This is a genomic window from Bacillus sp. TE8-1 (genome assembly GCF_008368855.1).
Classification (GTDB): domain Bacteria; phylum Bacillota; class Bacilli; order Bacillales; family Bacillaceae_G; genus Bacillus_A; species Bacillus_A cereus.
Genome location: NZ_QPET01000028.1, coordinates 213,561 through 239,726, shown reverse-complemented (window position 1 = coordinate 239,726; position 26,166 = coordinate 213,561). Strand labels below are relative to the sequence as shown.

The following is a 26,166-nucleotide window of genomic DNA, read 5'->3' as shown; positions in this document are numbered from 1 at the left end:
AATTGTTTTATTTGTAGGACTAGCATTTTTTGTTAGTGGAATGGTTTATCATTTATGGGGAACGGTTTAAAAATAAATAATAATTCATTTAAGAAAAAGTACTCGTATGAGTACTTTTTTAATGTCATATAAAAACATTCTAAACTTACTTACATGCATACAATTATCAAAGATAGTTATATAATTGAGAAGGTTTTAAATTATCAATCTATATTTATGTTGATTAGGAAAGGAGCTAAAAATGTTAGAAATCATTTTTGTTGCTGCATTACTTTTATCTAGTATCATTCCCATCTTTATCAAACGGGGTTTGACGAAAAAAAATGGAGTCATTTTACTAATAAATTATACATTATTACTTGCCACTATCATTGTAATTGGTGCAAACTGGCGCATGATTCCCGCCTATTTCTTATTGTTCGTTTTAACATTACAAGTTTTTTTGAAACCAAAAACTACAGCCGTTTCTAAAAAGTTAGTGATGAAAGTTTTAAAAGGTTTAGGAATTATCGTAACTGCTATCGTAATGTTTACATTACCTTTACTTTTTCCGATCATAACACTCCCAGAGCCTACTGGAAAATATACAGTAGGCACGAAAGCTTTTCATTTAATTGATACAAATCGAAAAGAAACAACTGTACCAAATAATCATGGAAATCGTGAGTTAATGATACAAGTATACTATCCTGCCGCAAAAGGATCAGGGAATCCTTCTGCCTATTTTGAGAACATAAACGAACTGGGTGAACAATTGGCAGTAACAAACGGTGCTCCGTATATCGTAACGACACATTTAGGGCTGACAAAAACACATTCTTATCAAAATGCTAAGCCACTTCAAGCTAAAGAAAAATTCCCCCTCCTTTTATTCGGCCATGGGATGGGATTATATAGTCAACAAAATACATTCCAGTTAGAGGAATTAGCTAGTCAAGGCTATGTAGTAATCGCTCTTAATTTCACAGGATATGCAGTAACAACGATTTTCCCTAACGGAAACCGTGTAGACTCTATACCAATTGAAAATACACCTACGGCCTTAAATACCATAGTTCAAAAATGGGAACAGGATACTACTTTTGTTTTAAACGAAGTAATAAAAGGTAATTTCGATAAAAGTTTTAAAACGATTGCAGACTTAATTAACTATGACAAAATTGGAATGTTCGGTCACTCTTTTGGCGGAGCAACTGCCGCACAGATGCTAGTAAAGGATACGCGTATTAAAGCTGCAATTGATATGGATGGCGGATTGTTTGGCGACCCAATGCCTAAAGACGGTCCTCAGAAACCATTCATGTTGATGAATGCTGAGGCGACGATTCATTATATGAAAGAAGCCGAGAATCAAAAGACAACCGGAATCCAAAATGAATTATTGGAAATATCCTATTTAAGAAATAAAACGATTGAAAAACCGGGCGTGTACACAGTGGTAATTCCAAAAACAAACCATACCAGTTTTACAGATTTAGCAGCATTTTCACCTATTATTAATGAACCAGACGAAGATGTAGCCGCAAATTATACACTCATTAATAAACTAGTAACTAGCTTCTTTGATCAAAATTTAAAAGGGATAAACGAAAATCATTTAGAAGAAATTCAGAAGCAATATCCTGAACTTCAGCTCATGAAACACTAATAATCATTCATTTCCCTAGCCATGTAACCCCTCACTACGCTTGAGGGGTTTCTACTTTAACACAATTATAAAAAAGGCCTCATTACTGGGGCTCTCAAAAAATAATAGGAATAAATGAATTAAAACAAATAATAGATAACTAAAATAGGAGTCGACAATCGTTATTTTCTTCTTATTTCTAAAGCAATATGGATATATCTTCTTAACTTCATTTGGATTGTACAAGCAAAAGAAGACATCTTAATTGATGTCTTCTTTTTTTATAGTTTTATGAATTTTTTTGAGCAGCTGCTCTCCAATCACGAAAAGATGTTGGGCGTCCAGAAAAAGCTCTTTGCTTTGTAACAGATGGTTTTTCTTCAGGAGTCATTGTTTTTTCTTTAAGAGTCGCTGGTTTTTCTTTAAGCGTCACTGATTTTTCTTCAAGAATAGTCACAGTTGTTTGCATTTTCTCTAACTGTTCTTTCAACAATTGTTGTTCAATCTTTAAATCCGTAAGTAAACGTAAAATCATCTCAGAATTAGCCATAAGATCCTCCTTCCCCCAATACACAGAATAAAATACAATATGTAGAAGACAAAATTCCGGTGACAAAAATAAGATCGTCAACTCTTTTTAACTTCCAAAATCCTTTTATTTTTTTAAGGACCTGCTCCATTCACCCTTAAAAACATAAATTAAATTAAATCCATTAATAAATGGTCTTTATGGAAGGAGGAGTTAATATGGGCTATGGAGGTAGTTGTGGTGGTGGCTGTGGTTTCGGCGGCGGATTTGCCTTACTTGTTGTGCTCTTCATCTTATTAATCATCGTTGGCGCTAGCTGTTGGGGCGGCGGATTCGGCTGCTAAGGAGAGGCACTCTTGAGAGTGTCTTTTTTTGATATGTGGCTCGTATAAATATTGTTCAAATCTATATATTTTTTAAAAATATAGATTTAAAGCATATTTCTCAATGAATAAAACAATTTAACATGGTAAAATAATATTTGGATGGGAGTCCAATATATTATTAAAATTAAGATGGTTCAAGTCGAAGGAAGACACCTTAGGGTGTCTTTTCTTTATGACTTCTATCATCAACAAAGGGTGATACAAACTATTACATATGTTTGTACCACCCTTTATTGATGCGTTTAGACTTCACAGTTGTTGAAGTTTTAGACTTCTCCCTTAGTGTACCCATATTATTAGAACATCCTGTAATCTGTAGACAAAATGTAGCTAATAAAAACAATATTAATAATTTCTTCAATAAATCCTCCTACATGCATAAAACACCATATGTTACAAAACAAACATAACATCAACCCTTTATAAAAACAATATAATCCTCGGTCCTTAAGCTATCTCTTAACATAGGAGTACCGCTACATATTCATCAAGCTAAGATTTTAAAATATCCTTTACTTAAGGAATTTGTAAGTATCAAGTAAGAAAAACGAGAGCTTTGTTTCGTATAATCAAAATATAAAGTGAAGGAAGAAAGATTATTTCTGGGATTAATATGCATGTGACAAGAGAAGAAAGCTACGTTTTTTTAGAATAATAATATGAGTATGTCCAAGTTTTGGAGATTGCTTGCAAATATTTTGAAGTTTTCGCACCAGAATTCTAATTACCATACCTGTTTTGTACCATCACGTATTGGAGGTTAAAACATGAATAAAAAAAAGAAAATACAAAGATCAGTACTTACCTTTCCCCTACTCTTTTCTTTAGGCGTTTCATCTTTCCCGCTTACAACAACTATTCACGCAGATACACGCGAAGAACAATCTGCTGAAAAGAAACTAGTCTCTTTAACGGAGCGTACATCATTATTTTTTGAATATCTCCAGCAAGGTAAGTATGCAGAGGCACTACAGTTGACGTCTACTGCTTTTCAATCCAAGTTTACAGCAACCACATTACAAAACTGGTGGACACAAAGTGGCTGGAGCGGGATAAAAAGCAGGGGAACCCCCATGATAAAAGAACGAAACTTGGTCCATCAGACGGTAGAAATTCCAGCAGCTACCGAAGGAACTACCATACCGCTACTCCTTAAATTCACACCTGGCGGGAAAGTAGATGAAATTGGAGAAAGGCCACCCGAAGAATCTTATACCATCCCACATCCTAGCTATGATCAACCTGACTCCTATCAAGAACGTGAAATCGTCATTGGAAATTCTACCTATCCGTTACCAGCGACATTAACAGTTCCGAAGCATCAGCTTGGTGAAAAACTGCCCGTCGTTGTTCTTGTGCATGGTGCTGGCATCCATGATCGCGATGCTACCTATTTGGGAACAAAAATCTTACGAGACATTGCGGTGGGCCTTTCATCCAACGGAATTGCAGTGTTGCGCTATGAAAAACGTACCTTAGAACATGCATTAAAGATGAGTGCAGAACCTGTTACATTAGACCGTGATACTACAGATGATGCCATATATGCAGCAAAGTCAGCAGCGCAGCAGGAAGGCATTGATCCAAATAATATTTTCATTCTCGGACATAGCCAAGGAGCTGGCACAATGCCGCGTATACTGAGCAAAGCGCCTTCCTCACTTGTTCGAGGAAGTATCTTACTCGCACCACCTGCACGCCCTTTGACTGACATTGCCATTGATCAGTATCAATACCTTGGGAAACCACAGGAAGAAATCGATGAACTAAAAAGACAGGCTGCTTTTATTCAGGATCCTACTTTCAATCCTGATCATCCTCCAGCTGGCTACAATTTTGGGTCACCTCATTTTATGTATGATGTTTCTAGGTGGCGTCCAGTTGAAGAGGCAAAATCACGAAAAGAGCCTTTACTCATTCTGCAAGGAGCACGCGATTATCAAGTAACAGTAAAAAATGAATATACAAAATGGCAAGAAGGGCTTGCAAACCGCAGGAATGTTCAGTTCAAAAAATACCCGAAATTGAATCATTTCTTCACGGAGGGTGACGGGGAATTAAGTCTTCCTAGTGAATACGAAATCCCTGCTAATGTTCCCGAGTACGTCATCCAGGACATTATTACATGGGTTAACGAGACAAAAAAATAAGAAAACATCAAAAGCCTTCATGCAATCATCATTGCGTGAAGGCTTTTTGAAACTAGTGATTCAGAGATAGCTATTATAATGCATCAAAATGAGAATTATATTTTTCTACGTACTAAATAAAACGCTAAGGAACCCATAATAACAGGTACAACGAAGTCAAAGAAATGTGAAAAAGTAAAAAGAAAAAGAAATGGTATAAGTGTATAGATAACTGCTAGTCCTATAAATAAAGGAATTCCAAATTGAAACTCTCGACATCGTTTAATTTTCCTATATAAAACTTCCCCAAGTAAACAAGCTATGAGAGCTGGTATACTACCATAAGTGACGATAGTTTTTATGAATCCATGTAAAACGTCCGGGTGAATAAAGCTAGGATTAAAAATATATGAAATTAAGAACCATCCAAAAATAAAAGCAAATAGACTTGCAGCATAACTAACTACAAATTTTATCAAAGTAAGCAACGTAATCATCCTCACAATTCCCTAATATTATCTTCATTTTATCATTTTCTCTTAAAAAGATTCCAAAAGGGTATACTTGCCCTTCAGCTTTCTTTTTTAACGCTTGTTCAAGACGTATTTTTTGATGTTATTTTGTATAAAAAACTTTTGGGAGCAACCTGTTCGAAAAATTGATAAAGAATAAGCGATTGAAGGATGAAAACAGAAGACTACAAGGAAAACTGTATGAACAAATATAATGAAACAAGGCTCTTACTTTGTAGTGGTATCCACGAAGTAAAAGCCTTGTTTTTTCTACTCATTTTTTATATCAGTCTTGATTTTCCGATGGAAAGGCACAGAAAATCTACTACAGAAGGTGTGATACCTCTAGGATTAACAAATTCTTTAAATTTCTGTATATCCCTCTACTTTTGGAATGTGCCTCTAATTCAGCGCGAACTTGTATTGTATCCGGATCCATTTTTTCTAAAGCATGTTCAGAATATTTACGAACATTGATTTCAAGTTTTTAAAACTCATTTATTGTAACTGTAAAATGTGGCTTGAATTTTACTTCGATTGTTTTGTTTTCTACGCCACCTTGGACATATAATGAGTCATTACGGGTATAGATTCGTTTCGCCGAATGCATCTTGGTTTCAAAGATGCGTTTATTTTTATAATACAAATTTAATTCAACAGTTTCCTCGTAATAACACATAATCATTACTAATTCAAAGCCTAATTTATCTATTTTATTATATCTATATGCACCTGCACCTGGAATAAAATAATCTTCTGGTTCACTCTCGAATATTTCTAATAATTCATATTCATCATATTGTATATTCAATTTAACAACTCCTTACGTGAATGGGCTCAATCCACTTTATTTATAATATTCACGATTTATTAGGTACAACGGATACAACATCGCCATTATCATTCAATACGACTCTAACATCTTTCCCATCGTATTGCCATAGACCAGGTTTATTTCCAGGTTTTTTAGTAGCATGCTTAATTGTTTCTTCTACTACACTTGGTGTTACACCACGTGGATCAACTTTTTTTAATTCCTCCATGTATTCTTTTGATCCGAATGTGTAACCATTCCTTTCAGCTCTTTCACGTGCACGCTTTGTAAGTTCTGCTCGAACCTGAATTGTATCAGGCGCCATTCTTTCAAGCGCATGTTCAGTATACTTACGTCCATCAATGACGCCGCCACCTCTTGGCATACTCCATCCAATTTCTTCTGTTACCTTTGATACTTTTCCTAAATCCTTCGCTTTTTGCTCTAACTCTCCATATTTACCAAATACTCGACCAATAACTTTAGGAGTGCCACCTACAACTGTAGAAACAGTTCCCCATACATAATCATTCGGCTCATATTTTCTGTCTGTGAAAAATTCTCTTCCATTATAAATTTGTAAACCTTGTTTAATTTGTCCAACAACTGGAATAAAATCAAGCGCCATAGATCCTAATTCATTCGTTCGCTTTTGTTCTTCCAGATATTCTTTCATTTTTTCAGGTGGTACACCAAAATCTTTAAGGCGGGTTGTTAACCCATCCATATTACCAACATTTTTAACAACATTAGACGTATCTATTTTGTAGCCTGAAATCTTATTGGCAGAATCCATCATGTTATTAGCAGCATCTAAACCAGACATAATGTCTGTATGTATTGTTGGAAATGCTTGTTGAGCTTCTGCAACATGCGTTGAAACACTATTAATTAGTCCATCAGCCATTACGGCTTGTTTATGAAGTGATGCCCCAGCCTTCTGTACAGAATCACCAAATTTAAGGAAACTTTGATTTACAACACGCAAATCAGAAGCCATTTGTTTATATTCAGGTAATCTGCTTTTAAACCCTTCATGCATAGCTGTAACTTGCTGTCCGTAGTCCCGAACACCATCTGCTAATTTACTAATTTCACCTTTTGGTAAGGTGCCAACCCATTTTTCTGCTGGTTCAACAAATGTATCATTGATTGTAAGCCAGTATAAATTCGTTTGGTCAACCAGCGCTATCGTGAGTTCAGTTACAGCAGTTAAAGCATCTGCATACCATTCTACCATTTGCTTTTTATACGCCGTCATATCGTTAGCATAATTTTGAAGCTTGATCTTATCTTGTTGTGCTAAATTTTTACCATTTTGTATTTGTTGAATAATATTACCTGAATCCTGATTCGCTTTATCTAGAACCATAATACTATCTTTTAGTAGCATTAATTTATGGATTTTTCCAAAATCCTCATTCATCATCTCTAAAGTTGCGATAGTAGAATTATATTTTTCTCTTACAGCTGGATCAGCTTCTTTTTCGTAAATCTTATCCACTGTATTTTTTAAATCAGATTGTTTTAGTGTTGTTAGTAATTCTGAGATACTTTGCGCGATTTCACTTGATTCAACTATAACTGCATCATCATTTTTAGTTTCTTTTGCTTTTTTAAAGCGTTCGGAATATTTCTTTACTAATTCAGCAGAAGTTTTTAAATCTACAATATCTTGACGAATCGTATCTATTTTATTAGATAAGGATTGATCAAACACGACTGCAAATAATTTTTGCACAACGTATGTTTGACCATTGTAGTTCACCTTAAACCATAGAGGACCGTCTTCCCCTACCACTTCCAGAATTTCATCGTTTCTAACTTTTATAGGGTCAAATCCCCTTACAACTGTTCTGGATTTATAAATATTTTGGTCGAGGGATTGGATTGTTATCCACCCTTTTACCATTTTACCTGTTCTATCAAATTGGAATTTCTTCCCTTTGTAGGTTACATCGCCTTTTTGAATCACTCCGTTATCGTCTGCATAATACCAATGGGTAGTTTGAGAGAACCATCCTTTTTGTGCAGCTCCACTTACCGTATCAAAATAGTAGTCCTTTCCGGCTACAGTATTCCATCCTGAAGCTAGATTACCATTTTTATCGAAGAGATAGGTATCATCCCCTGAACGTAATAATCCAGTATGTTTCACGCCTGGTTTGTCATAATAGTATTTCTTTTCTTCATCTACAACCCAGCCAACCGATTCATTGTTTTTTATACCTGATGTTGCCATGATTGTCCTATATAAGAACACAGAAAATTGCTCTCTTGTGACAAGTCCATTTGGATTAAAATTTCCATCACCAGTACCATTTGTGATTTTATTCCCAGCTAATATTTTGACATATTCGTTAGCCCAATGACCTTTCATATCCGTAAAGTCAAAATTCCCTTGCGGTTTTAAATCGAATGTTCTGACAAGCACTGCAGCCATTTCAGCACGCGTCATATTATTTTTCGGATTGAATTGTTTCTCTACATTTACGCTAAATATGCCCCGTGCAGTAAGTGCCAAAATTTCCTTTTTAAAATTGCTGTCACCAATATCAACAAATGGATTATTTGTACTATCTTGCGGTTTTAAATATCGATACAAGAAAGCAGCAAGATGTTCGCGAATAATAGGATCCGTAGCACCGAAATATCCATTTCCGTATCCTGTTATAATCTTATTTTCAGCCATATACATCATTTCTTTATATGCCCAGTGGGTTTTAGGAACGTCAATAAAAGATGATGAATTCACTTGACCATTTTGTTCTGCATAGGCTGTTCCTACTGTAATGAATAATAAAATACATATCACAGAACTTAAAAATAATTTCTTAATTGTATTCATAATAGATCTCCTATTCAATTTTTAAAAATATAATTGCAAAATCAGCACTTATTTTATTCTTCATTTACGGCGTTTTATATAATTATCAAATTTCTATTCATACTAATATTTCGCATAAGGACAACCTAAGTCATTCTGTCTAAACAATAATTAGTTCATAAGATGTTTCATTTTTTAAATGTAGTAGCCCGTTTATGGAACCTTCTTAATAAACAGTAAAACCAAGTTTTTCAATTTGAAAATCCCTTAGTCTAAAATTCGCATTATGTTGACGAGATCCATAATAATACTAATCTCCTTTCTCTTTGACGCGGCCTATTTGATTTAAAACTTCGACTTCCTCTGTAAACATTGGTGCATAAAAATAATGATAATATAAGTCCTATGGTTTTCTTCATACTCGCATCTCCTTATCAATTCGTAAAAAACTTTTTAATTATATATTAGGTTTAATTAATATTAAAATAAAAAAATATAAATATGCATAATTGCATATTTACCTTCTCAATAGAGTGTACTCTATTGAGAAGCTTACAAGTTATTGATTTTAAAGGATTTAGAGTTTCTCAAATACACTTATCAAAATCGAAGCGTGGTATTTAATTTCAGAGTGGCCCTTGAAACCCATAATCGTTTCCGTACCCCTATAATGCTATTCATTTTTTTATACATTCCTATCCTGGCGTGGGTTGCAGAGTTTCCGTTTTTTACTGAATTAGCCGAAAAAATCACGCTAAGCAAAAAATATAATAAGCCGTCGATATAGACAGCCCTTTACATAATTATCTTTATTGGAATCAAAATAAGTTTACACATCCAAGCTGTTGATGATAGCTAATATTTGATGATCTGTCCATTTGCCATTAATCCTTATATTTTCTTTCGCTATACCTTCTTTTTTAAACCCCACTTTTTCTAATACACGAATAGATGCTATATTATCAAGCATCGCTCCTGCTTCAATTCTATGTAGCTTTAATTCCTTAAAAGCAAAATCTACAACAAGTTGAAGAGCCTCTGTTGTATAGCCCTTTGCATTATGCTCCTTATCTAAAGTAAAACCCGTATAACAGCTTTGGAGGTCTCCCCTAACAATTTGAGTTAATGAAATGTCTCCAATCAGTTTATCATTTTCTCTTAAAAAGATTCCAAAAGGGTATACTTGCCCTTCAGCTGTCTTTTTCAGAGCTTGTTCGAGACGTATTTTTTGATGTTCTTCTGTATAAAAAACTTCTGGGAGCAACGGGCAAACTCGTTGAAAAAATTCGCGATTTCTAATATGTAAGTTAGCTAACTCGTTAGCATCAGCAGTTTTATAAAGCCGAATATAAATGTGCTTCCCTACTAGTTTCATAACATCCCTCCAACATTTTTATATGTCTAATGAGGAAAAAATATACCGTATACTATATACAGTTGGATATTATCAGGAATCATTTTGCACGAAAGAAAAGACACTCCATATGAGTGTCTTTTCCAATAGTTTTTAGCAGAAGCAAGAAGCTCCAACGATGATTAATAAAATGAATAACACGACTAATAAAGCAAAGCCTCCCGAGAAGCCACAACCGCCACAACTACCACCATAACCCATAATAGTTCCTCCTTTAGATAAGAGGGGAAAACTAAGGTTCACTCATGTATTTTAATGGATTCGTTTCATCTTATGTTTTTCCGTATTGATTGAGCAGGTCCTTTCGAAAACTATTCACATATTAACTATATTTTTAAAAATAAATAATTTAACTATATCAATAAATAGATTAATTAATATAATGTATTAATTCTAAAAGAAGGGAGGAATAGCCATGCAAGTAGTTTGTTTTAAAATAGTGAGTGGTCAGTATTTCTTGTTTGTAGAAGGTATTCAAATTCCTGTACCAATTCCAGCAGTTGCTGCAGCTTTATTAATTGGTTTAGGAGTAATTCCACTTTGTTCTTAATGTAAGGAATTCGGATCATTCCTATCTTTCCATTAGAAAAGCCTCAAGTATATGAATACTTGAGGCTTTCTTTATATTAAAGAAAAAACACCTTACAACGCTTGAAGATCTCCTGATTTAACTAATGCAGCCGTTACATCATCACCGAAAGTATTGAGACAGAATACTTGCTCGTCTACCGTATCCATTACTGTAGCTTCACCTATCTTGCCACCTTTTGCAAGTACTACTCCCCTTATAATAGATGCTAGCCAATACGTTAGCTTCTTGTCCATCTTCATTTCCCCTGTCTTCGTTTAAATATCTTAACTAAAGAATACCATATTTAATTCCTTTTTATTGAAGAGTCTCTAATTTTTACTATAAAAAACGCGCAAATCGTTTAATGCAAATATAATAACTTCATAATCATGACTATGCCTATTCTCATAACAGAATCTATATACGATGTCACTAAATCATCTGGTGAACTATTAGCGGCAGAACTTATTATAAGAACACACTCTCTCATTATTGGACTTTTAGTTATTAGCACAGCTTTGCATCGTTATTCTCAAAAAGGATAAATATTGTACATACCAATTCTTATGTATGAAGACAACCAAAACAAGTGTTACGAAAAAAATATGAAAAAGACATCTTTGCTAGGGAAAGATGTCTTTTTTATATAAACCTTAATGTTCGTTCTGTAAAACTCTCGCTTCCTTTACTCCTTCTTTCTCCTCTTTTAAGAATAACGATACGATAAATGCAACAATAATAAAGATTAACCCAAGTGCAAATGCACCTTGGAACCCTGAAGTTAAACCGTTTAACTTCTCTACTGGATCCAGTGGATTTGCGGAGCTTTCCATATACTTAGTTGTTCCTGAAGACATTTTCGAAATAAAGATAGCTGTACCAATTGCACCAGCTACTTGTTGCAACGTATTAAACAGTGCTGTTCCATGCGGATATAAATCTGGTGTTAATTGATTTAAACCGTATGTTTGTGCTGTCATGACAAACATAAGTCCAACCATTAATACGCTATGCATAATAATAATTTGTAACATTGATGTATCAGGAGTAATGCCTTTAAATAAGAACATTGCAATCCCTACTAACACAATGCCGGGAACGATAATAACTTTCGGACTAAATTTATCAAATAGTTTACCTGCAATCGGTCCCATTATAGCGCTAATAATACTTCCCGGAAGCATGATGATCCCTGACTTAAAAGCTGTAACGAGTAAAACTGTTTGCAGGAACATCGGTAATAAAGTCATCGTTGAAAATAACGACATCATCACAATGACAATTAATCCGACTGATAATGTAAACATCGGAACTTTAAATGCGCGTAATTCTAAAATTGGATTCTCAATTTTTAATTGTCGAACGACAAAAATACATAATGAGATAAGCCCAACAATTAAAGCGCCATATACTTTCGCATCGGACCATCCTAAATCACCTGATGCACTAAAGCTATACACAAATCCGCCAAATCCTAATGTCGATAAAAGGATAGATGGGTAATCTACTTTTGGCCTTGTTAACTCTGAAACATTTTGAATGTACTTCATCCCAATCATAATGGAAATGATCACGATAGGAATAACAATATAGAATAACCAGCGCCAATTTAATGAATCCACAATTACTCCAGATAATGTAGGACCAATTGCCGGAGCTGCCATCATCACAAGTGCGATTAATCCCATTGTCGCACCACGTTTTTCAGGCGGACAAATAATTAAAATTGTATTCATTAATAACGGTGAAATTAACCCTGTCGCTATAGCTTGGACGATACGGCCGATTAATAAAACAGAAAATGTCGGTGCAAATCCCGCAATTAATGTACCAGCTAAAAACGTTACCATAGCGATCAAAAACATTTGTCTCGTTGTGAGCCATTGCTGAAGTAACGCTGTAATTGGGACTAAAACCCCAACCACCAACATGTAAGCTGTAGAAAGCCATTGAATCGTTGAAGCTGTTACGTCAAATTCTTTCATTAATACTGTTAACGCATTACCAAGTAATGTTTCATTTAATAATGCAACCATTGCTCCTAAAAGTAACGCAATTAAAATGGGGGTATGTTTCAAATTAGAAGTATCAACTTTGCCACTTGCAGGGCTCTTAGTTGTCATATTCATTTACAGATTCTCCTCCTGTTTCTTACTTAAAAAACTTTAAATATACCTAAACACATGTAATATAATATACATATGTAGATTAAAAAGGGAGAATCAATTTTCAACCACTGTATATTTAATCTACAAAAAAGGAGAATTGTAGATGAATGATAACGAAAAACAACTTGATTTACGTATTAGACGTACACATAAATTACTGTGGGATTCCTTATTTGAATTAATGACGCAATCAAAACAGAAATATAGTACGATTACGATTAACCAAATATGTGACCGCGCTATGGTACACCGAACAACCTTTTATAAACACTTTGAAGATAAAGATGCTTTATTAACATTTGGATTTAAACGATACGGCAAGATGATTGCTGAAATACCGGTTTCAGATCGATTAAGTAAACCATTTCAAGTAATGGAACAATTCCTACATCATGAAGAACTCGGTAAAATATTAGAAACGCAAATGTCTGATGAACAATTCATTACCCGTACACATTATTTAAGTCACGAAACGAGAAAACAAGAAATAGAAGCATTAAATCAACTTTGCAAAAACCATACGATACCAAATGATTTAATCATTGAGTTTTATTCAGGGGCAATCACCTCATTAAGCACATGGTGGTTTAAAAATAAAAAAAGCGTTTCTGCTGCTGAAATGGATAGGTACCTCCACCAACTCATTAATCGGGATATTTTTCAGTTTGAAAAGGAATAAGACTACACCTTTTCAATCATTCAATCAAATTGACCACAAAATAGGAATATGATATATTTTCCGTAGAATACTATATAAGTATGACATCAAATAAAATGGCATATAATAAAAAGAAGAGATGCGCTCACATCTCTTCCCTAACTGCTACCGCTTAGGGTGGTGGTTATTATAAAGCTATTTCTTTTTACGGAACCCACCCTTTTGCTTGTGATGGCGCGGAGTGGGTTTTTTGTTGTCCTTATCCAGAAGTTGCTTCCGCAAAAAATACGCTGAAACTTCGCGCACAGTCGCTTTGACAAACTCTTTTACAAGGTCAAACAAAAACTCCATATTATCACCTCCTTTCCTTCCGAATAGAAAGAAGGGATAACCATCCACCCTCACAATATGCAGTTGACTTTATTTTATCAAATGATTGTAAAGATATTATGTAAACAAAACAAATGAAATTTTACATAGAAAAATATGAGTTTATATTATTTTCATTCTCTTCACTTAGATTTTCTTTTTAGATGCTATCTTCAAATAAGGTAGCATCTAAAAAATGTTAAAAGGAATTTTCTCCTGGTATCTTCTTATATTCTATGTAGGCATCTTTGACCTTTTCTACGTTCTTGAATTACTTACTGAATATAGTCATACAGGTTTTTCGCTAACAATAAACAAGTTACTGTAATGAAAAGAGCACGAACATACCCACTGCCTTTTTTTATAGCGAATTTGGAGCCAACAATCCCTCCAGCAATTTGAGCAATCCCCATTATAAAACCATACGCATAGTTGACTTGCCCTACATACATAAACATCAATAATGCACCAACATTACTTCCTAAATTAAGAAGCTTCGCATTACCTGCTGCTTTTAAAAAATCATACCCAATAAATAAAAGAGAAAACATTAAAAATGAACCTGTTCCAGGACCTAGAAATCCATCATAAAAACCAATAGCAAAAACAAAGAAAGTAAAAATAATGACGTGTCGACCAGACAATTTCTTATGAGTGGAAATACTACCCCAATCCTTTTTGAATATCGTATAAATAGCGACAGCACCAAGCATGATCAGCATTAATGGCTTCAATACTTCTGGATTCATTAAATGAACAGTCCATGCCCCTATTATGGAACCTATGAAAGTGAGCGGAACTAATTTAAACGCCGATTTCAAATCAAGATTACCAGAACGATAAAACACAATATTACTAGTTGCACTTCCCATTGTCGATGCTAGTTTATTCGTAGCTACTGCACTTGCTGGATTCAGTCCTGTAAATAATAAAGCTGGTAAAGCAATGAGTCCACCACCACCTACAACTGAATCAATAAATGCAGCTACAAATCCAAAAACAATCAAAATCATTAATACAGATGGGTCTAAATAAAAATCCATACTATTAACCTCCCCTTTAGTCACTATTCGAATAGTAACTAATAATTTGCTAAATGTAAATAGTTATTGTAACGTTGAAATATAAAGTGAAACTTTAATCAGTGGGGGGTTTGTTCACCCCCACTGATTATTAGCCTTCACCAATCGGGCTTTTACGGGCAGCCCGACCCCACCTAACTTCTTTGCTTCCGCTGAATTTTGAGGTGGGGGTCTTACTGCCCGTTAAAGCGGGATAAAAGCAAACATCGGAGGACGAAAAAAGTGGACTACATAGTGCAACAGCTTAAAAAAATTGGTTTCAATGAATATGAAGCTAAATCTTATGTATCTCTTGTTAAACAAGGGCCTGTCACAGCCTACCAAGTGAGTAAAGATTCGGGTGTCCCAAGAGCGCGAATTTATGAGATTTTAGGTAACCTTGTAGAAAAAGGAATTGTCATGAAAGAAGAAATAAATGACACCACCCGCTATTCACCTCTACCTGTTGAAATCTTTTTACAGAAAGCGCAAACAGAATGGCAATCTACTTACGAAGGAATAAGTGATTCATTAAAAAAACTAGAAACTTCCGAGGAAAAAACGGATAATCGAGTAATTACTTTAAAAGACAATCAAACAATCATTAGCTACTGTCAGACATTAATAAAAAAAGCAGAACGACGTATTGTCATTTCAATGTGGGATGAGATGTATGAAGCGTTAAAAGAAGATCTATCTGAAGTAGCTGATAAAGTTACAATACAAGGTATTACCCTACATGTTGAAAATCCCATTAAAAATCTAGAAGCCCATCGCATAACACCTTATACAGAAACCTTGTCTACAGAACATTGGTTTATTGTATCGATAGATTCTAAAGAAATGATTTATGGACCATCACTTGAAGAGCGTAATATTGCTTTTTATACAGATGACCCCGTTCATATATACTTATTAGAGGATTACGTATGGCATGATGTTTTAGTCAATCGACTTGTCCGACGTAACCAAGATGATTTGCAGCAGTGGATTACTGCAGAGAGAAAGTCTTTCTTTATGGGGAAATGAGAAGCATATTGAAAGAATCAAAAAATAAAGCATAAGTGAATGCAATAGAACACTTATGCTTTATTTTATTTGCAAAGTGATGCTCCAGCCTTTTCACTATTTTCCCTCCACAAACCGCCCAAACTCTTTCAAAAATCTCAGCTTAAAACTCCCCACAGGTCCATTCCGATGCTTTGCCACATGAATCTCCGTCATCTCTTTCTGCTTCGTTTCCTTATCGTAATAATCTTCGCGATACATAAGCATAATGACATCCGCATCTTGCTCAATTTGTCCGGTCTCTCTTAAATCAGATAAAAGAGGTCGCTTATCTTGCCGTGCTTCTACAGAACGAGATAATTGCGATAATGCTACTACACAAACATTTAGTTCACGTGCTAATACCTTAAGTTTACGAGAAATCTCACTAATTTCTTGAAATCGATTGCCCTTATGCTTCGGATCGCCCGTAATAAGCTGCAAGTAATCTACAATAATTAAAATCTTTTTATCACCGTGCTTCCTCTTTAACTTACGAGTTTGCATCCAAATATCTTGTACCGTAACGCCTGCATTATCGTAAATCTCAAATGGCAACTCACCAATCTCCGCAAACGCCTTACTTACCTTCTCCCAATCTTCCATCGCAAAACGATGCTTCGGATTTTTCAGCCTACCTCCTGACACTTTACCTATGCAAGATGCCATCCTTTTTAACAATTGCTTACTACTCATCTCTAACGAAAACAATCCAACCGCCACTCCAGACTTCGCCGCATGCAATCCAACATTTAGCGCAAACGCAGTCTTCCCCATAGAAGGGCGCGCACCAAGAACGACAAAATCACCTTCCTGCAATCCGCACGTCATTTTATTTAACGATGTATAACCAGTCTCAATACCAGTAATCTCTTTCACATCTTGATGAAGTTCCTCATACAAATCAACTAATGCATCCTTCAAATCAAACTCACATACAGAGTCTTTCTCCTCTAACTCACAAAGTGCCGTAATCGTCTCACCGATAACTTTCTCACTCTTCTCCGCAATAAGACGCTCTCCCATCTTGTGCCCGAGAACACCAGCCTGATACATTTTCCACGCACCTCGAACAAGCCCCTCATAATATGAGAAGTTGCTAGTAGTAGGCACACCATCCATTAACCCTATAAAATACTCCATTCCCCCGATGCCCTTCAAAAAATTCGGGTCCAACCTAGAAGTGAAAGTCACAAGATCAATCGGTTGCCCCTCTCCTTCCATCTTTCGCATTAACTGAAATATAGACTTATGTACTGGCATAGAAAAATACTGCTCCGTCAAACGGCACTCCTTAATAAGCTCTCCATCAAGTAGTAGAGAACCTAACACCGTCTTTTCCGCCTCCACATTTTGAATACTCATGGACGCCACCCGCGCTCCGCTAAAAAGCGCTGCAACTCTTCCTCAGATGGCGCATTCTTCTCCCACTCCTCACACCTCGCCAAAAACTCCTCCGTCTCCCCGGTACTAATAGACGAATCCTTCTTCCTAAACTTAGCCGTATCCGCCTCAACCTCACACACTTTCGTAAACCCTTTCCCGTGCCAGCCTCTCAAAATGCCCTTCACATAAGCAACCGTCCGCTTATTATTCTCAAACGCAATTTGAAGAGCCTTCAGCACAAGATCCTCAGACAAATCTTCCATCCACGCACTCAGTTCCTCTACCGCATGAGGGGACAAACTACCGAAATGTTGCTCATAAAAAGAAAACACACGACTTCCCGTTTCTTCCTCTACAACCTCTTCTTCCTCTGTCTCCTCACAAATCGGCTCAACATCATCCACAGCCAAATCATCAGGCATACCGAAATGCGCTAAAAGCATCGGAACATTCAGCTCTTCCTCAGTGCACTTCTGAAGAAACATATGTACAAACTCCTTATTCTTCACACCCTTAAGCTCACGAAGCACACACTTCTCCACATTCGTATTCGTCACAGGATTATAACGAAGCCAATTTAAAACGAATAACTCCCGCGTATCCGCATCATAAAGAATCTTCCCATAATCAATGAAGCGCTGCACAAGCTTATCAACAGTCTCCCGATTATAACCCGTCTCCATCTCAGCTAACCGCTTCGGAAAAGGAAAAATCCCACACTGCGTCGTCTTCGAACAAGTTAATAAGTAAACATAAAAATATCGCTCCTCCGGCGTCAAATCCAAAACAAAATCATCCTGCCAAAAATTCACCTGCACATTACGGTATACCGCCATCCTAATTCCTCCCGTCTCCGTTCAAAAGTAAAAGCCCCTTCATAATATATATGGGAGGATGGCCGGGTTTTTGGCGTGTTATTTTAAATTTTTTTTGACTACTACTACGGTGTTTGTTCTTGTAGTTGTTTTTGTTATGCTTTTTCTTAGTGATTTATTACTTGGTAGGGGCTTGTAAGGGGCTTAGGAGGGGCTAGTTATCGGTTACTTCGATTAGAAACACTCGATCTGAGAAGCCGCCTCTTTCTTCTGCTTTCTTTTTGCGGATGTTGTTGATTTCTTTTAGTGTTGTGCCTTCGTGTTGGGCTAGGGCGTTTATTAGTTCTAGTAGGTCGGAGAGTTCTTCGAGTTTATCGGGTTTTGTTTTTGCTTCAATGTATTCTGTTAGTTCTTCTTGTGTTTTTTTGCAGAGTTCTTTTATGTATTCATCTTCGTTTAAGATTCTTGTTATTGGTGTTTTCCCGTTGGATTTTATTATTTGTGGGATTTTGTTTCGAATTAGTTTGTTGTAGGTTGACATGGGATTTTCCTCCGTTTGGTTTTTCATTTACTAAAGCGGTTTATATGATTAATTCATAAAAACATTTTATTATTTTCTTTAAGCTTTTCTAGACACTCAATATACCCTTCCTTTTCCATATATTTTTTTACTTTGTTTGTTTCTTCAATTTCTTTTGCTAAGTCATTCTGAGACCACATATCAATGTAATCTTCCGGATACCATGTAAGCCCAAGTGGCATCTCACCAATTAGTTTTTCAGGAAAAACTTCCCCGCATGCAATTCTTTCCTTTTCTATTAAATCATAACCTTTAACATTTATCCCCATATCATTACATAGATATATAATAGCTTTTGCTTGATATCTACTACGCCAATACGACCAACGCCATATGGTTGATATTGGTATATATTTATAGACATGCCTTGAATTAATCTTACCTATGGGATACCTTAATAAAAATACAATATTATGGTCCCCGTCTTCTTCTAATCTTAAATCGCCATACTTAAAAACATACATTGTTATTTGTTCTCTAGTAGACACTAAATTATATGTATCTCTAATAAATGCATGTACTTCTTTATAATAAGACTTATACCAATAAATTTGGTTATCAATACCATCCAGCCATTCTCTACGCACGCCAAATTTCTCACATGTCCAATTAATGATGTCATCATTTAAGATCTTAAGAATACTATCATAATCGACAAAATCTTTAAGCGATAAACCAAATCTTTTATCAATAAAAAATGGAATTTGATTTTGCATAATTGAATGATTTTCATACACCTCAATAAACCTTTTTACCACTTTATAAACCGCGTCATTTTTTTTATCCTCTATAAGCTTAGACCTTTGAACATCTTCTACAATTATCTGATTAATTGTAGTGGGGGAATTCACATTAAAGGTGTTAAAATCCCCATAATTCCCTATTTTTATTTTCAAATTCTTTTTCATTTTATTAAACATCTTATCCCCCTATATTTAACTATTATTTACATTAAAGGTATTATGGTTTCCTTTATTCTTTATTTTAGATTTTTTTTCAACTGTTTTTCCAGTAAAAAAACCCATAATGAATCCAGAAATTATTCCAGCTACTACACCTGCAAAAACCGCACCTGTAAAAGTTGACACATCCATTAAATTTTTTATTATATTCATATTTCTCCACCTCTATCAATGTTGATTTATCAAACCAGAGTATTTTTGATCTAATTTTTAATTGTCAGATATATTATTGAATAGAAAATTATTCAAAGGCGAACAAAGGCCTTCTCCTTGTTCACCTTTGAACGTTCCATTATCATGTGGAATCATTCATATTTTACTAAAAGATAAAGTATTATAAGTTTTTATACTACTTTAAATACAGAAAGTTAAATTAAGTTTTTCATTACATATTTTGAAACGTAACTTATGTCGTTTAATTCCGAAAAATTAGATGATAGTTTTTGCTTTAGCTCAAAATCATCACCAATTATTTTATTAATGTCTCTCTCATAAATACCTAAGTCTAATAGCATTTTTTTATGTTTAACTTGTGAAAAATATAGATATTCAATAGTATTTAATATCTTACTATCTAAAATATCTATTAATTCTTTTCTTACATTTTCTCTTTCTAAAAAATACTTTATGATTAACACTCGACTATAAAAATTATGTTCAATATAACTCGTCTTAAACATTATTGCTTTGGCTATGAGATAATCTATATCTATTTTGAAATATTTTTTTGCATCATCTACTACTTTTTTTATACGAGGCCTTTTTTTTACTGAGCAGGGTGTTAATTAAATTCGATTCTAATTTTACTTTTTCTTTTTGCTCACATATTTTATATAAAATTTCTACTAAACGTAATCTACCGACTCGCCCATCTTCGATATGAGCTTGCAGTTGAGCTAATAATTTTATTTTATTCATAGCATATGCATTATATAAATCAATTACTGTATCAAATCTAGCCTTTGACCCTATATTTGCTAGATAATCCTCCTTAGTTATATTTAACTTTTTTAAAAACTCTACAACATCTTGATATTTTTCTACTTCACCTTTCTGTATATCAATATCTTTACTTGCATCAGTAACTTCGAATCGAATACTTTTAACAGCATCTGCTTTTCTATACTCTGGATCACTTGGAGATTTAATATAATATGCATCTCCAATATAATGTTGATGCAATCTACCTGTTCTTCCTACCAAGTTAAAAAAATCAAATGCCGAAAAATGATCACCAGGACTATTAGAAATTCTAGAAGGCTTTGTTATAATTATATTTTTAGCAGTAGTATTTACCCCTTCTAACAAAGTAGAGGTACAAAGCAATTTATTAAATAAATTACTTTGTTCATAATAATCTAATTGAAACATTCTAGTTCCCATTGGAATTTGTCCATTATGTATTAAATATCCTCTTTCTAAAGCCGTTATTAGACACCATTCTTCATGTATTTCTTCTTTAGCCCACTCAATAAAAAATAAAACTTCATGATCAAGGAATTTTAATTTTTTTGGCTCCAATGCAATTACTGTAGAAATATATTTGTACATACTACTTACTGTAGGAAAATATATTAATGTTTTTTCTTCTTCATTTAATGATTTTAATATTCTTTTACACTCACTAACTCTGTCTTGTTCCTGTAATATAGGAAACGTCCTTACATCATTAACTACTGGAGAATAGTTTGAACCATAAAAAAACGGTGATTTTTCTAATTTATCTATGTCATTAACCTCTTTAATAAATGGTGCTAAAAGAACATATTTGCTCGCCTTTTTAGATAAATAGTAATAAGCCATATTTAAAACTAATACCCTATCATTTTGCATATCTGTTTCTAACTTATATACTTCATCAATAACTAAAAAATCTATCTTCTCTATAATATGATAATTAGTCTCTTGTACCACCCTATCATGTGTAAGAATGAATATATTGAAACTATTAAAATCATAGATTTTTTCTTCATTTAAACTCGTATGAATTTTATAATGACTAAATTTATTTTTATACTTTTTTATTATTTTCTTGAAATACTCATCAACTAATGCCAAAGTAGGTACAATCAGCACCACATTTTTCGGCTTATACTTAACTATGTATTCAAAAATACAAAAAGTTTTACCAAAACTTGTAGGTGCACTGATTATAGTTGCAGCATTCTCATTTATTTTAGAGACAATTTGTAATTGTTCAGGGTGCATAGAAATATTTTCATCAATCTCTGACATAGCAAACAAATTATAAACTATAGATCTAAAAGAAAAATTTTGGGAATAAACTGTTAGATCAAGTGAAAATAAATCATCTGCTAACTCTTTTGCTCGCAGCGCAGAATTATTAGCTCCATTCAATTCTCTAATGTATTTTTCTCTTAACGCTTGAGGATTATTTTGTTGCTTCATTTCTATAGTAGTCCCCCCTATCCCTTATTTTCTTAGTGAAAGTTGCAACTAGTTTATTCTTGTCCACAATAGGTAAAGAAATAGAATAATATTTTGTGTCTAAGTTAAACAACTTTACCTTATTTACTTTTTCTAATTTAAGTAGAATTTCTTCAACCTTTAATTCTGTACCATGAGCAATAAATATAGGCACACCAATTTGCTTAATATTAGCTTTCTTTATAAAATCCATTATGTCTATACTAATTTCGGTTACATCCCCATAAATATCATTAAATCTGTACAGCATATTCTTGTAAAACCTATTGCTTAGAACAATATCAAACTCATCAGACACTTGTTTTTCATATTCTTTTAATGACTTTTTAATAAGATTTAACCCATTATCCAGTTTTAAACTCATTTTAGATTCTCCAAATAAAAGTAAATGCTCTTTTTCTGAATAGAACAATGTATCTATTCCATAAACATTCATATTTGGATCAGTCTGTAAATGAACTTTAGGAAGAATACAATCAAATTCAAAAAAATCTGCCAATAAACAACAAAATAAATATTCTCCAATTTTCCCCATTTTATCTAAACGAACTAATTTCTTTCCATCCTCATCCTCTAGTACTTGTTCTTCTTTTAATATTAAAAGAAGCATTTCTTCTAATTCAGAAATTTCTTTCACCTGATTAAAATCATCAATATATGTTTTTAAATGTTTATATAGGGTTACAAAATTTTTAGGAGATGGGCTAAATTTTATGCTAGAGGTATGCTCACAATATTTAAGTAACTTGTCCTCCGAAAAAAATATTCAAATAAATTTTCATAAAAAGTAGGATTATCCTCGATTTCAATATGACAAAAAGAGTAATTATCTTTTATAAAATGCACGTTAAAACAATCAAATTCTTTTGTTCTCACTTTCTCTTTTGCTCCGATAGTAATAGCCTACACCTCCCAAGAAATGTCCTTTTTTTCAAATATAACTCGATGGATAACAATATATCCCATTATACCATTTTCACCCGCTATCATTTCAATTCAAACTAAATTTTTAGACTTTAATCACTATTTCAGATCAAAAGATAAATCATACCTATAGCTTCTATTACTTGGAAAAATTCAAACCAATTCTACTATGAATCCCTTTCGGCTATACCATCCCTCTATGTATTAAAATTATTCAAATGTGACCTATTTTGTGCGATATACTTCTTCTTTCCTTAAAATAGGATAAACTGCCTCGATACAAGTATTATCACACGGGCAGAGAGCTTTATTTTATAATTCACGCGTAGGGCTCGAAGTTCCTGACTTATAATATTGTGTCCCTAAGTCAGTATTTAAAATAAGACCTTTTGCTGATCCCTATGTATAACAATCGTTTTCTAGCACTTTCCCCCCAAGATTCATCGTCATATTTGGTGAAAATGAATATCCTACAATTCTACCCATGACAAATTGTAAACACTAAAATAAAATTAACCGTTTTCGCTAAGATCCTTTTTACACTTTCGCCAAAAAAATTCAACTTTCAAGTAAACTAGAAGTATTCGTTTACTGGGGGTTAGTAGTTTGGAGGGAAAATTAGTGTTATACATAGAAATTCATCAACTCTATAAAAAGAGATTCAAAATTGTACAAATTGCGGAGGAATTGAAAATTTCTTGACCTACGGTCTATACGTATTTAGGGATGTCATTTGAAGAGACGCAAGAATATTTTGAAATATCTGTTCGAAAATCTAAAATACTTGATACTTATCGAGATTGGATTGTTGCTTGGTTACAAGAATACCCACATTTGAGTGCAGCGCAGATTCAAGATTGGCTATTAGAGCGCTATCCTGATTTAAAAGTTGGAGAAAGTACGGTACGTTCATACGTACGTGAAATCCGAGAAATCTATCAAATTGAGAAAAAGCCTATTGTTAGACAATACGAGGCCGTGCCAGAGCAACCAATGGGTAAGCAATTACAAGTGGACTGGGGTGAAACAAAGCAGAAAACAACACAGAAAAATGAAGTGAAACTGTATTTCATTGCCTTTGTGTTAGCACATTCACGCTATAAATATATGGAATGGCAAGATCGACCTTTCACAACGAAAGATGCCATACGATGTCATGAAAATGCATTTCGCTTTTTGGGAGGATGTACAGAAGAAATTGTATACGACCAAGATCATTTACTGACAGTCAGTGAAAATCCTGGAGATTTAGTATTAACCTCTGACTTTCAAGCCTATGTGAAGGAACGAAAATTCCGAGTTCATTTATGTCGTAAGGCTGATCCTGAATCTAAAGGAATGATTGAGAATGTAGTGAAGTACATAAAAGGAAATTTCGCAAATAGCCATATTTTTAAAGATATTGAAGATTGGAATGCACGTGCACTTCAGTGGTTAGAGCGAACAGGAAATACTCGTGTACATCATACAATTAAAAAGAGACCAGTTGAAGTGTTTCTCCTGGAAAAGCAACACTTACAGCTAGTCTCTCCGTTACTTTCGTTAGAAAGTACCCATGAAATGATTATAACAAGGAGCGTTAACAAGGACAATACGATTCGATTTAAGTCCAATCGATACTCAGTTCCGTTAGGAACCTATACAACACAACAGGAAAATCAGGTGTTGTTAGAATTACAAGGAGAACATAAAGACATCCTGGTAATCCGTAGGTATCCACAAGGTGATATACTCGCAGAACATCGTATCAGTATGGAAAAAGGAAAGCTCATTAAAAATCATACTCATACGCGTGATCGTTCCAAAGGAATCGAAGAGTTAAAAAGGAAAGTAATTTCTAGTTTTGAGCAGGAGAAAACAGCTTGCCAATTTGTCGAGGAGATTTATCTAAAATACCCGAGGTATCGGCGTGATCAATTATCACTCCTTCAAACGGTTATTGAAAATGAACCTGAATGGATTGAAGCTGGCCTCCATAAGTGTACTGTTGAAAAGCTCTATAGTGCCAATGATTTTCGAGATGTTGTGAACTATCTGAAGCAGGATAATAATGAACCAATCCTACTCGAAAAAGATTTGAACCCTATACCCGTTTTGGGAAATAGAATTCAAGTAGCTACTCGGTCTCTTAATACCTACACAAGTATTTTAGGAGGCGATATCTAATGAATCCAACCGTAAAAGAATTACAATTATATTTTCGACAGCTACGTTTATCAGAAACGGCAGAGGAGCTTCCACAGCTCCTTCGTGAAGCTGAAAAAGAGTCTTGGACTTATTTAGAGTTTTTAGAATCGATTACTACGTTTGAGTTGAGTAAACGAGAAGCAAAAAGTATTGAGAGGCGTATAAAATGGGCTCGTTTCCCTATTTCAAAACACTACAAGAATTCAAAGTAGAGGAACAAACCGCTATAACAGAACGACAGTTAACCCAACTACAAGAGTTTAGTTGGTTAGAAAAGCAGTATAATTTAATTTTATTAGGACCACCTGGTGTCGGCAAAACATTTCTAGCCGTAGGCTTAGGCATTGAAGCCATCCAGAAAGGTTTTCAAGTATACTTTGTGACAATGGGAGAATTAATCCAGCTTTTAAAAACGCAGGAATTTGCGCATAAATCTCAAGTGCAGATGAAGCGATTACAGGCTTCAGATTTAATTATCATCGATAATTTGATGTATATGGCAATGGATCAACGTGAAGCCAATCTATTATTCTTCCAGCTAATTAATCATTTGTATGAGAGAAGCTCGATTATTTTAACATCAAATAAAAGTCCGGAACAGTGAAGTGAATTAATGGGTGATCAAGGAATAACAACTGCCATTTTAGATCGTCTTTTACATCGTGTAGAAGTTATTCATATGAATGGAGATAGTTATCGCATGAAAAACAGACAGCATTTATTTTAGGCAAAAGTGTAAATGACATATTAGC

General features: G+C 34.3%; 23 protein-coding genes and 4 pseudogenes. 8 read left to right on the top strand and 19 right to left on the bottom strand.

All coding sequences use genetic code 11. From position 1 onward, the window contains the following. Positions 1–241: 241 nt before the first annotated feature. Positions 242–1,648, top strand: a complete 1,407-nt coding sequence (locus DN404_RS24930) for an alpha/beta hydrolase family protein (RefSeq protein WP_149215575.1) — start codon at positions 242–244, stop codon at positions 1,646–1,648. A gap of 268 nt (positions 1,649–1,916) precedes the next feature. Here DN404_RS24930 and DN404_RS24925 read toward each other — a convergent pair whose 3' ends face one another. Next, positions 1,917–2,177, bottom strand: coding sequence for a hypothetical protein (locus DN404_RS24925; protein ID WP_000013698.1), 261 nt, complete (start codon positions 2,175–2,177; stop codon positions 1,917–1,919). A 197-nt stretch (positions 2,178–2,374) separates the two neighbouring features. Between DN404_RS24925 and DN404_RS24920 the strand changes: the two genes are divergently transcribed. After that, a complete protein-coding gene (locus DN404_RS24920) occupies positions 2,375–2,500 on the top strand; it encodes a YjcZ family sporulation protein (protein ID WP_000540377.1) in 126 nt (41 codons plus the stop codon). An 809-nt stretch (positions 2,501–3,309) separates the two neighbouring features. After that, positions 3,310–4,692, top strand: coding sequence for an alpha/beta hydrolase (locus DN404_RS24915; protein WP_149215574.1), 1,383 nt, complete (start codon positions 3,310–3,312; stop codon positions 4,690–4,692). 95 nt (positions 4,693–4,787) lie between these two features. On the opposite strand, the gene DN404_RS24910 is transcribed toward DN404_RS24915, so the two are convergent. From DN404_RS24910 to DN404_RS24890, 6 genes and pseudogenes are all read right to left on the bottom strand, one after another. Next, positions 4,788–5,168: a hypothetical protein gene (locus DN404_RS24910; protein WP_119683036.1), complete on the bottom strand. Its 381-nt coding sequence runs from the start codon at positions 5,166–5,168 to the stop codon at positions 4,788–4,790. Next, positions 5,152–5,349 (bottom strand): annotated as a pseudogene (locus DN404_RS31365) (GNAT family N-acetyltransferase); the annotation flags it as partial. The pseudogene DN404_RS31365 and the gene DN404_RS24910, both read right to left, overlap by 17 nt. 321 nt (positions 5,350–5,670) lie before the next feature. Further along, a complete protein-coding gene (locus DN404_RS24905) occupies positions 5,671–5,994 on the bottom strand; it encodes a hypothetical protein (RefSeq protein WP_001025898.1) in 324 nt (107 codons plus the stop codon). 49 nt (positions 5,995–6,043) lie between these two features. Continuing rightward, positions 6,044–8,845, bottom strand: a complete 2,802-nt coding sequence (locus DN404_RS24900) for an S-layer homology domain-containing protein (protein ID WP_149215573.1) — start codon at positions 8,843–8,845, stop codon at positions 6,044–6,046. 808 nt (positions 8,846–9,653) lie between these two features. After that, a complete protein-coding gene (locus DN404_RS24895) occupies positions 9,654–10,199 on the bottom strand; it encodes a GNAT family N-acetyltransferase (protein WP_049108296.1) in 546 nt (181 codons plus the stop codon). 132 nt (positions 10,200–10,331) lie between these two features. Beyond that, positions 10,332–10,439, bottom strand: coding sequence for a YjcZ family sporulation protein (locus DN404_RS24890; protein WP_000540375.1), 108 nt, complete (start codon positions 10,437–10,439; stop codon positions 10,332–10,334). A 214-nt stretch (positions 10,440–10,653) separates the two neighbouring features. Here DN404_RS24890 and DN404_RS31060 point away from each other — a divergent pair, with 214 nt between their 5' ends. Further along, positions 10,654–10,788 carry a hypothetical protein gene (locus DN404_RS31060; protein WP_001198456.1) on the top strand — a complete coding sequence of 45 codons (135 nt, stop codon included), beginning with the start codon at positions 10,654–10,656 and terminating at the stop codon, positions 10,786–10,788. A 92-nt stretch (positions 10,789–10,880) separates the two neighbouring features. On the opposite strand, the gene DN404_RS24885 is transcribed toward DN404_RS31060, so the two are convergent. Both DN404_RS24885 and DN404_RS24880 read right to left on the bottom strand, forming a co-directional pair. Beyond that, entirely contained in the window at positions 10,881–11,063 is a 183-nt protein-coding gene (locus DN404_RS24885; RefSeq protein ID WP_149215572.1) for a hypothetical protein, read from the bottom strand. Positions 11,064–11,462: 399 nt separating this feature from the next. Continuing rightward, entirely contained in the window at positions 11,463–12,938 is a 1,476-nt protein-coding gene (locus DN404_RS24880) for an MDR family MFS transporter (protein WP_001057517.1), read from the bottom strand. Positions 12,939–13,080: 142 nt separating this feature from the next. On the opposite strand from DN404_RS24880, the gene DN404_RS24875 reads away from it, so the two are divergent. Beyond that, the gene (locus DN404_RS24875) at positions 13,081–13,656 is read left to right on the top strand and encodes a TetR/AcrR family transcriptional regulator (protein WP_000999319.1); all 576 of its coding nucleotides are present in this window, start codon (positions 13,081–13,083) and stop codon (positions 13,654–13,656) included. Positions 13,657–13,830: 174 nt separating this feature from the next. Here the strand turns inward: DN404_RS24875 and DN404_RS30655 are convergent, their stop codons facing one another. Then, positions 13,831–13,986: a hypothetical protein gene (locus tag DN404_RS30655; protein ID WP_179951871.1), complete on the bottom strand. Its 156-nt coding sequence runs from the start codon at positions 13,984–13,986 to the stop codon at positions 13,831–13,833. Positions 13,987–14,279: 293 nt separating this feature from the next. Continuing rightward, positions 14,280–15,047, bottom strand: coding sequence for a TSUP family transporter (locus DN404_RS24870; RefSeq protein WP_000348458.1), 768 nt, complete (start codon positions 15,045–15,047; stop codon positions 14,280–14,282). A gap of 261 nt (positions 15,048–15,308) precedes the next feature. Between DN404_RS24870 and DN404_RS24865 the strand changes: the two genes are divergently transcribed. Then, complete coding sequence (locus DN404_RS24865) at positions 15,309–16,094, top strand: TrmB family transcriptional regulator (protein ID WP_025710329.1); 786 nt, start codon at positions 15,309–15,311, stop codon at positions 16,092–16,094. A 96-nt stretch (positions 16,095–16,190) separates the two neighbouring features. Here the strand turns inward: DN404_RS24865 and dnaB are convergent, their stop codons facing one another. The 8 genes and pseudogenes from dnaB to DN404_RS31055 all read right to left on the bottom strand — a co-directional run. Beyond that, entirely contained in the window at positions 16,191–17,477 is a 1,287-nt protein-coding gene (gene dnaB, locus DN404_RS24860) for a replicative DNA helicase (RefSeq protein ID WP_149215571.1), read from the bottom strand. Beyond that, positions 17,474–18,334 (bottom strand): DnaD domain-containing protein, encoded by an 861-nt coding sequence (locus DN404_RS24855; RefSeq protein WP_149215570.1) that lies wholly within the window; start codon positions 18,332–18,334, stop codon positions 17,474–17,476. Before DN404_RS24855 ends, dnaB begins: the two co-directional genes overlap by 4 nt. A 193-nt stretch (positions 18,335–18,527) precedes the next feature. Beyond that, positions 18,528–18,854 carry a nucleoside triphosphate pyrophosphohydrolase gene (locus DN404_RS24850; RefSeq protein ID WP_149215569.1) on the bottom strand — a complete coding sequence of 109 codons (327 nt, stop codon included), beginning with the start codon at positions 18,852–18,854 and terminating at the stop codon, positions 18,528–18,530. Positions 18,855–18,907: 53 nt separating this feature from the next. Further along, the gene (locus DN404_RS24845; RefSeq protein WP_149215568.1) at positions 18,908–19,813 is read right to left on the bottom strand and encodes a hypothetical protein; all 906 of its coding nucleotides are present in this window, start codon (positions 19,811–19,813) and stop codon (positions 18,908–18,910) included. A gap of 15 nt (positions 19,814–19,828) precedes the next feature. Further along, entirely contained in the window at positions 19,829–20,008 is a 180-nt protein-coding gene (locus DN404_RS24840) for a hypothetical protein (protein ID WP_097863063.1), read from the bottom strand. A 579-nt stretch (positions 20,009–20,587) separates the two neighbouring features. Beyond that, a complete protein-coding gene (locus tag DN404_RS24835; protein WP_149215567.1) occupies positions 20,588–22,264 on the bottom strand; it encodes a DEAD/DEAH box helicase in 1,677 nt (558 codons plus the stop codon). Then, positions 22,248–23,018, bottom strand: coding sequence for a Hachiman antiphage defense system protein HamA (locus DN404_RS24830; protein ID WP_472926810.1), 771 nt, complete (start codon positions 23,016–23,018; stop codon positions 22,248–22,250). Before DN404_RS24830 ends, DN404_RS24835 begins: the two co-directional genes overlap by 17 nt. A gap of 437 nt (positions 23,019–23,455) precedes the next feature. After that, positions 23,456–23,707 (bottom strand): annotated as a pseudogene (locus DN404_RS31055) (IS3-like element ISBce13 family transposase); the annotation flags it as partial. Positions 23,708–23,848: 141 nt separating this feature from the next. Here DN404_RS31055 and istA point away from each other — a divergent pair. Together istA and istB are read left to right on the top strand one after the other, a co-directional pair. Then, positions 23,849–25,393: pseudogene (gene istA / locus DN404_RS24825) on the top strand (IS21 family transposase). Next, positions 25,393–26,141, top strand: a pseudogene (gene istB / locus DN404_RS24820) (IS21-like element helper ATPase IstB). Before istA ends, istB begins: the two co-directional pseudogenes overlap by 1 nt. Positions 26,142–26,166: the final 25 nt, after the last annotated feature.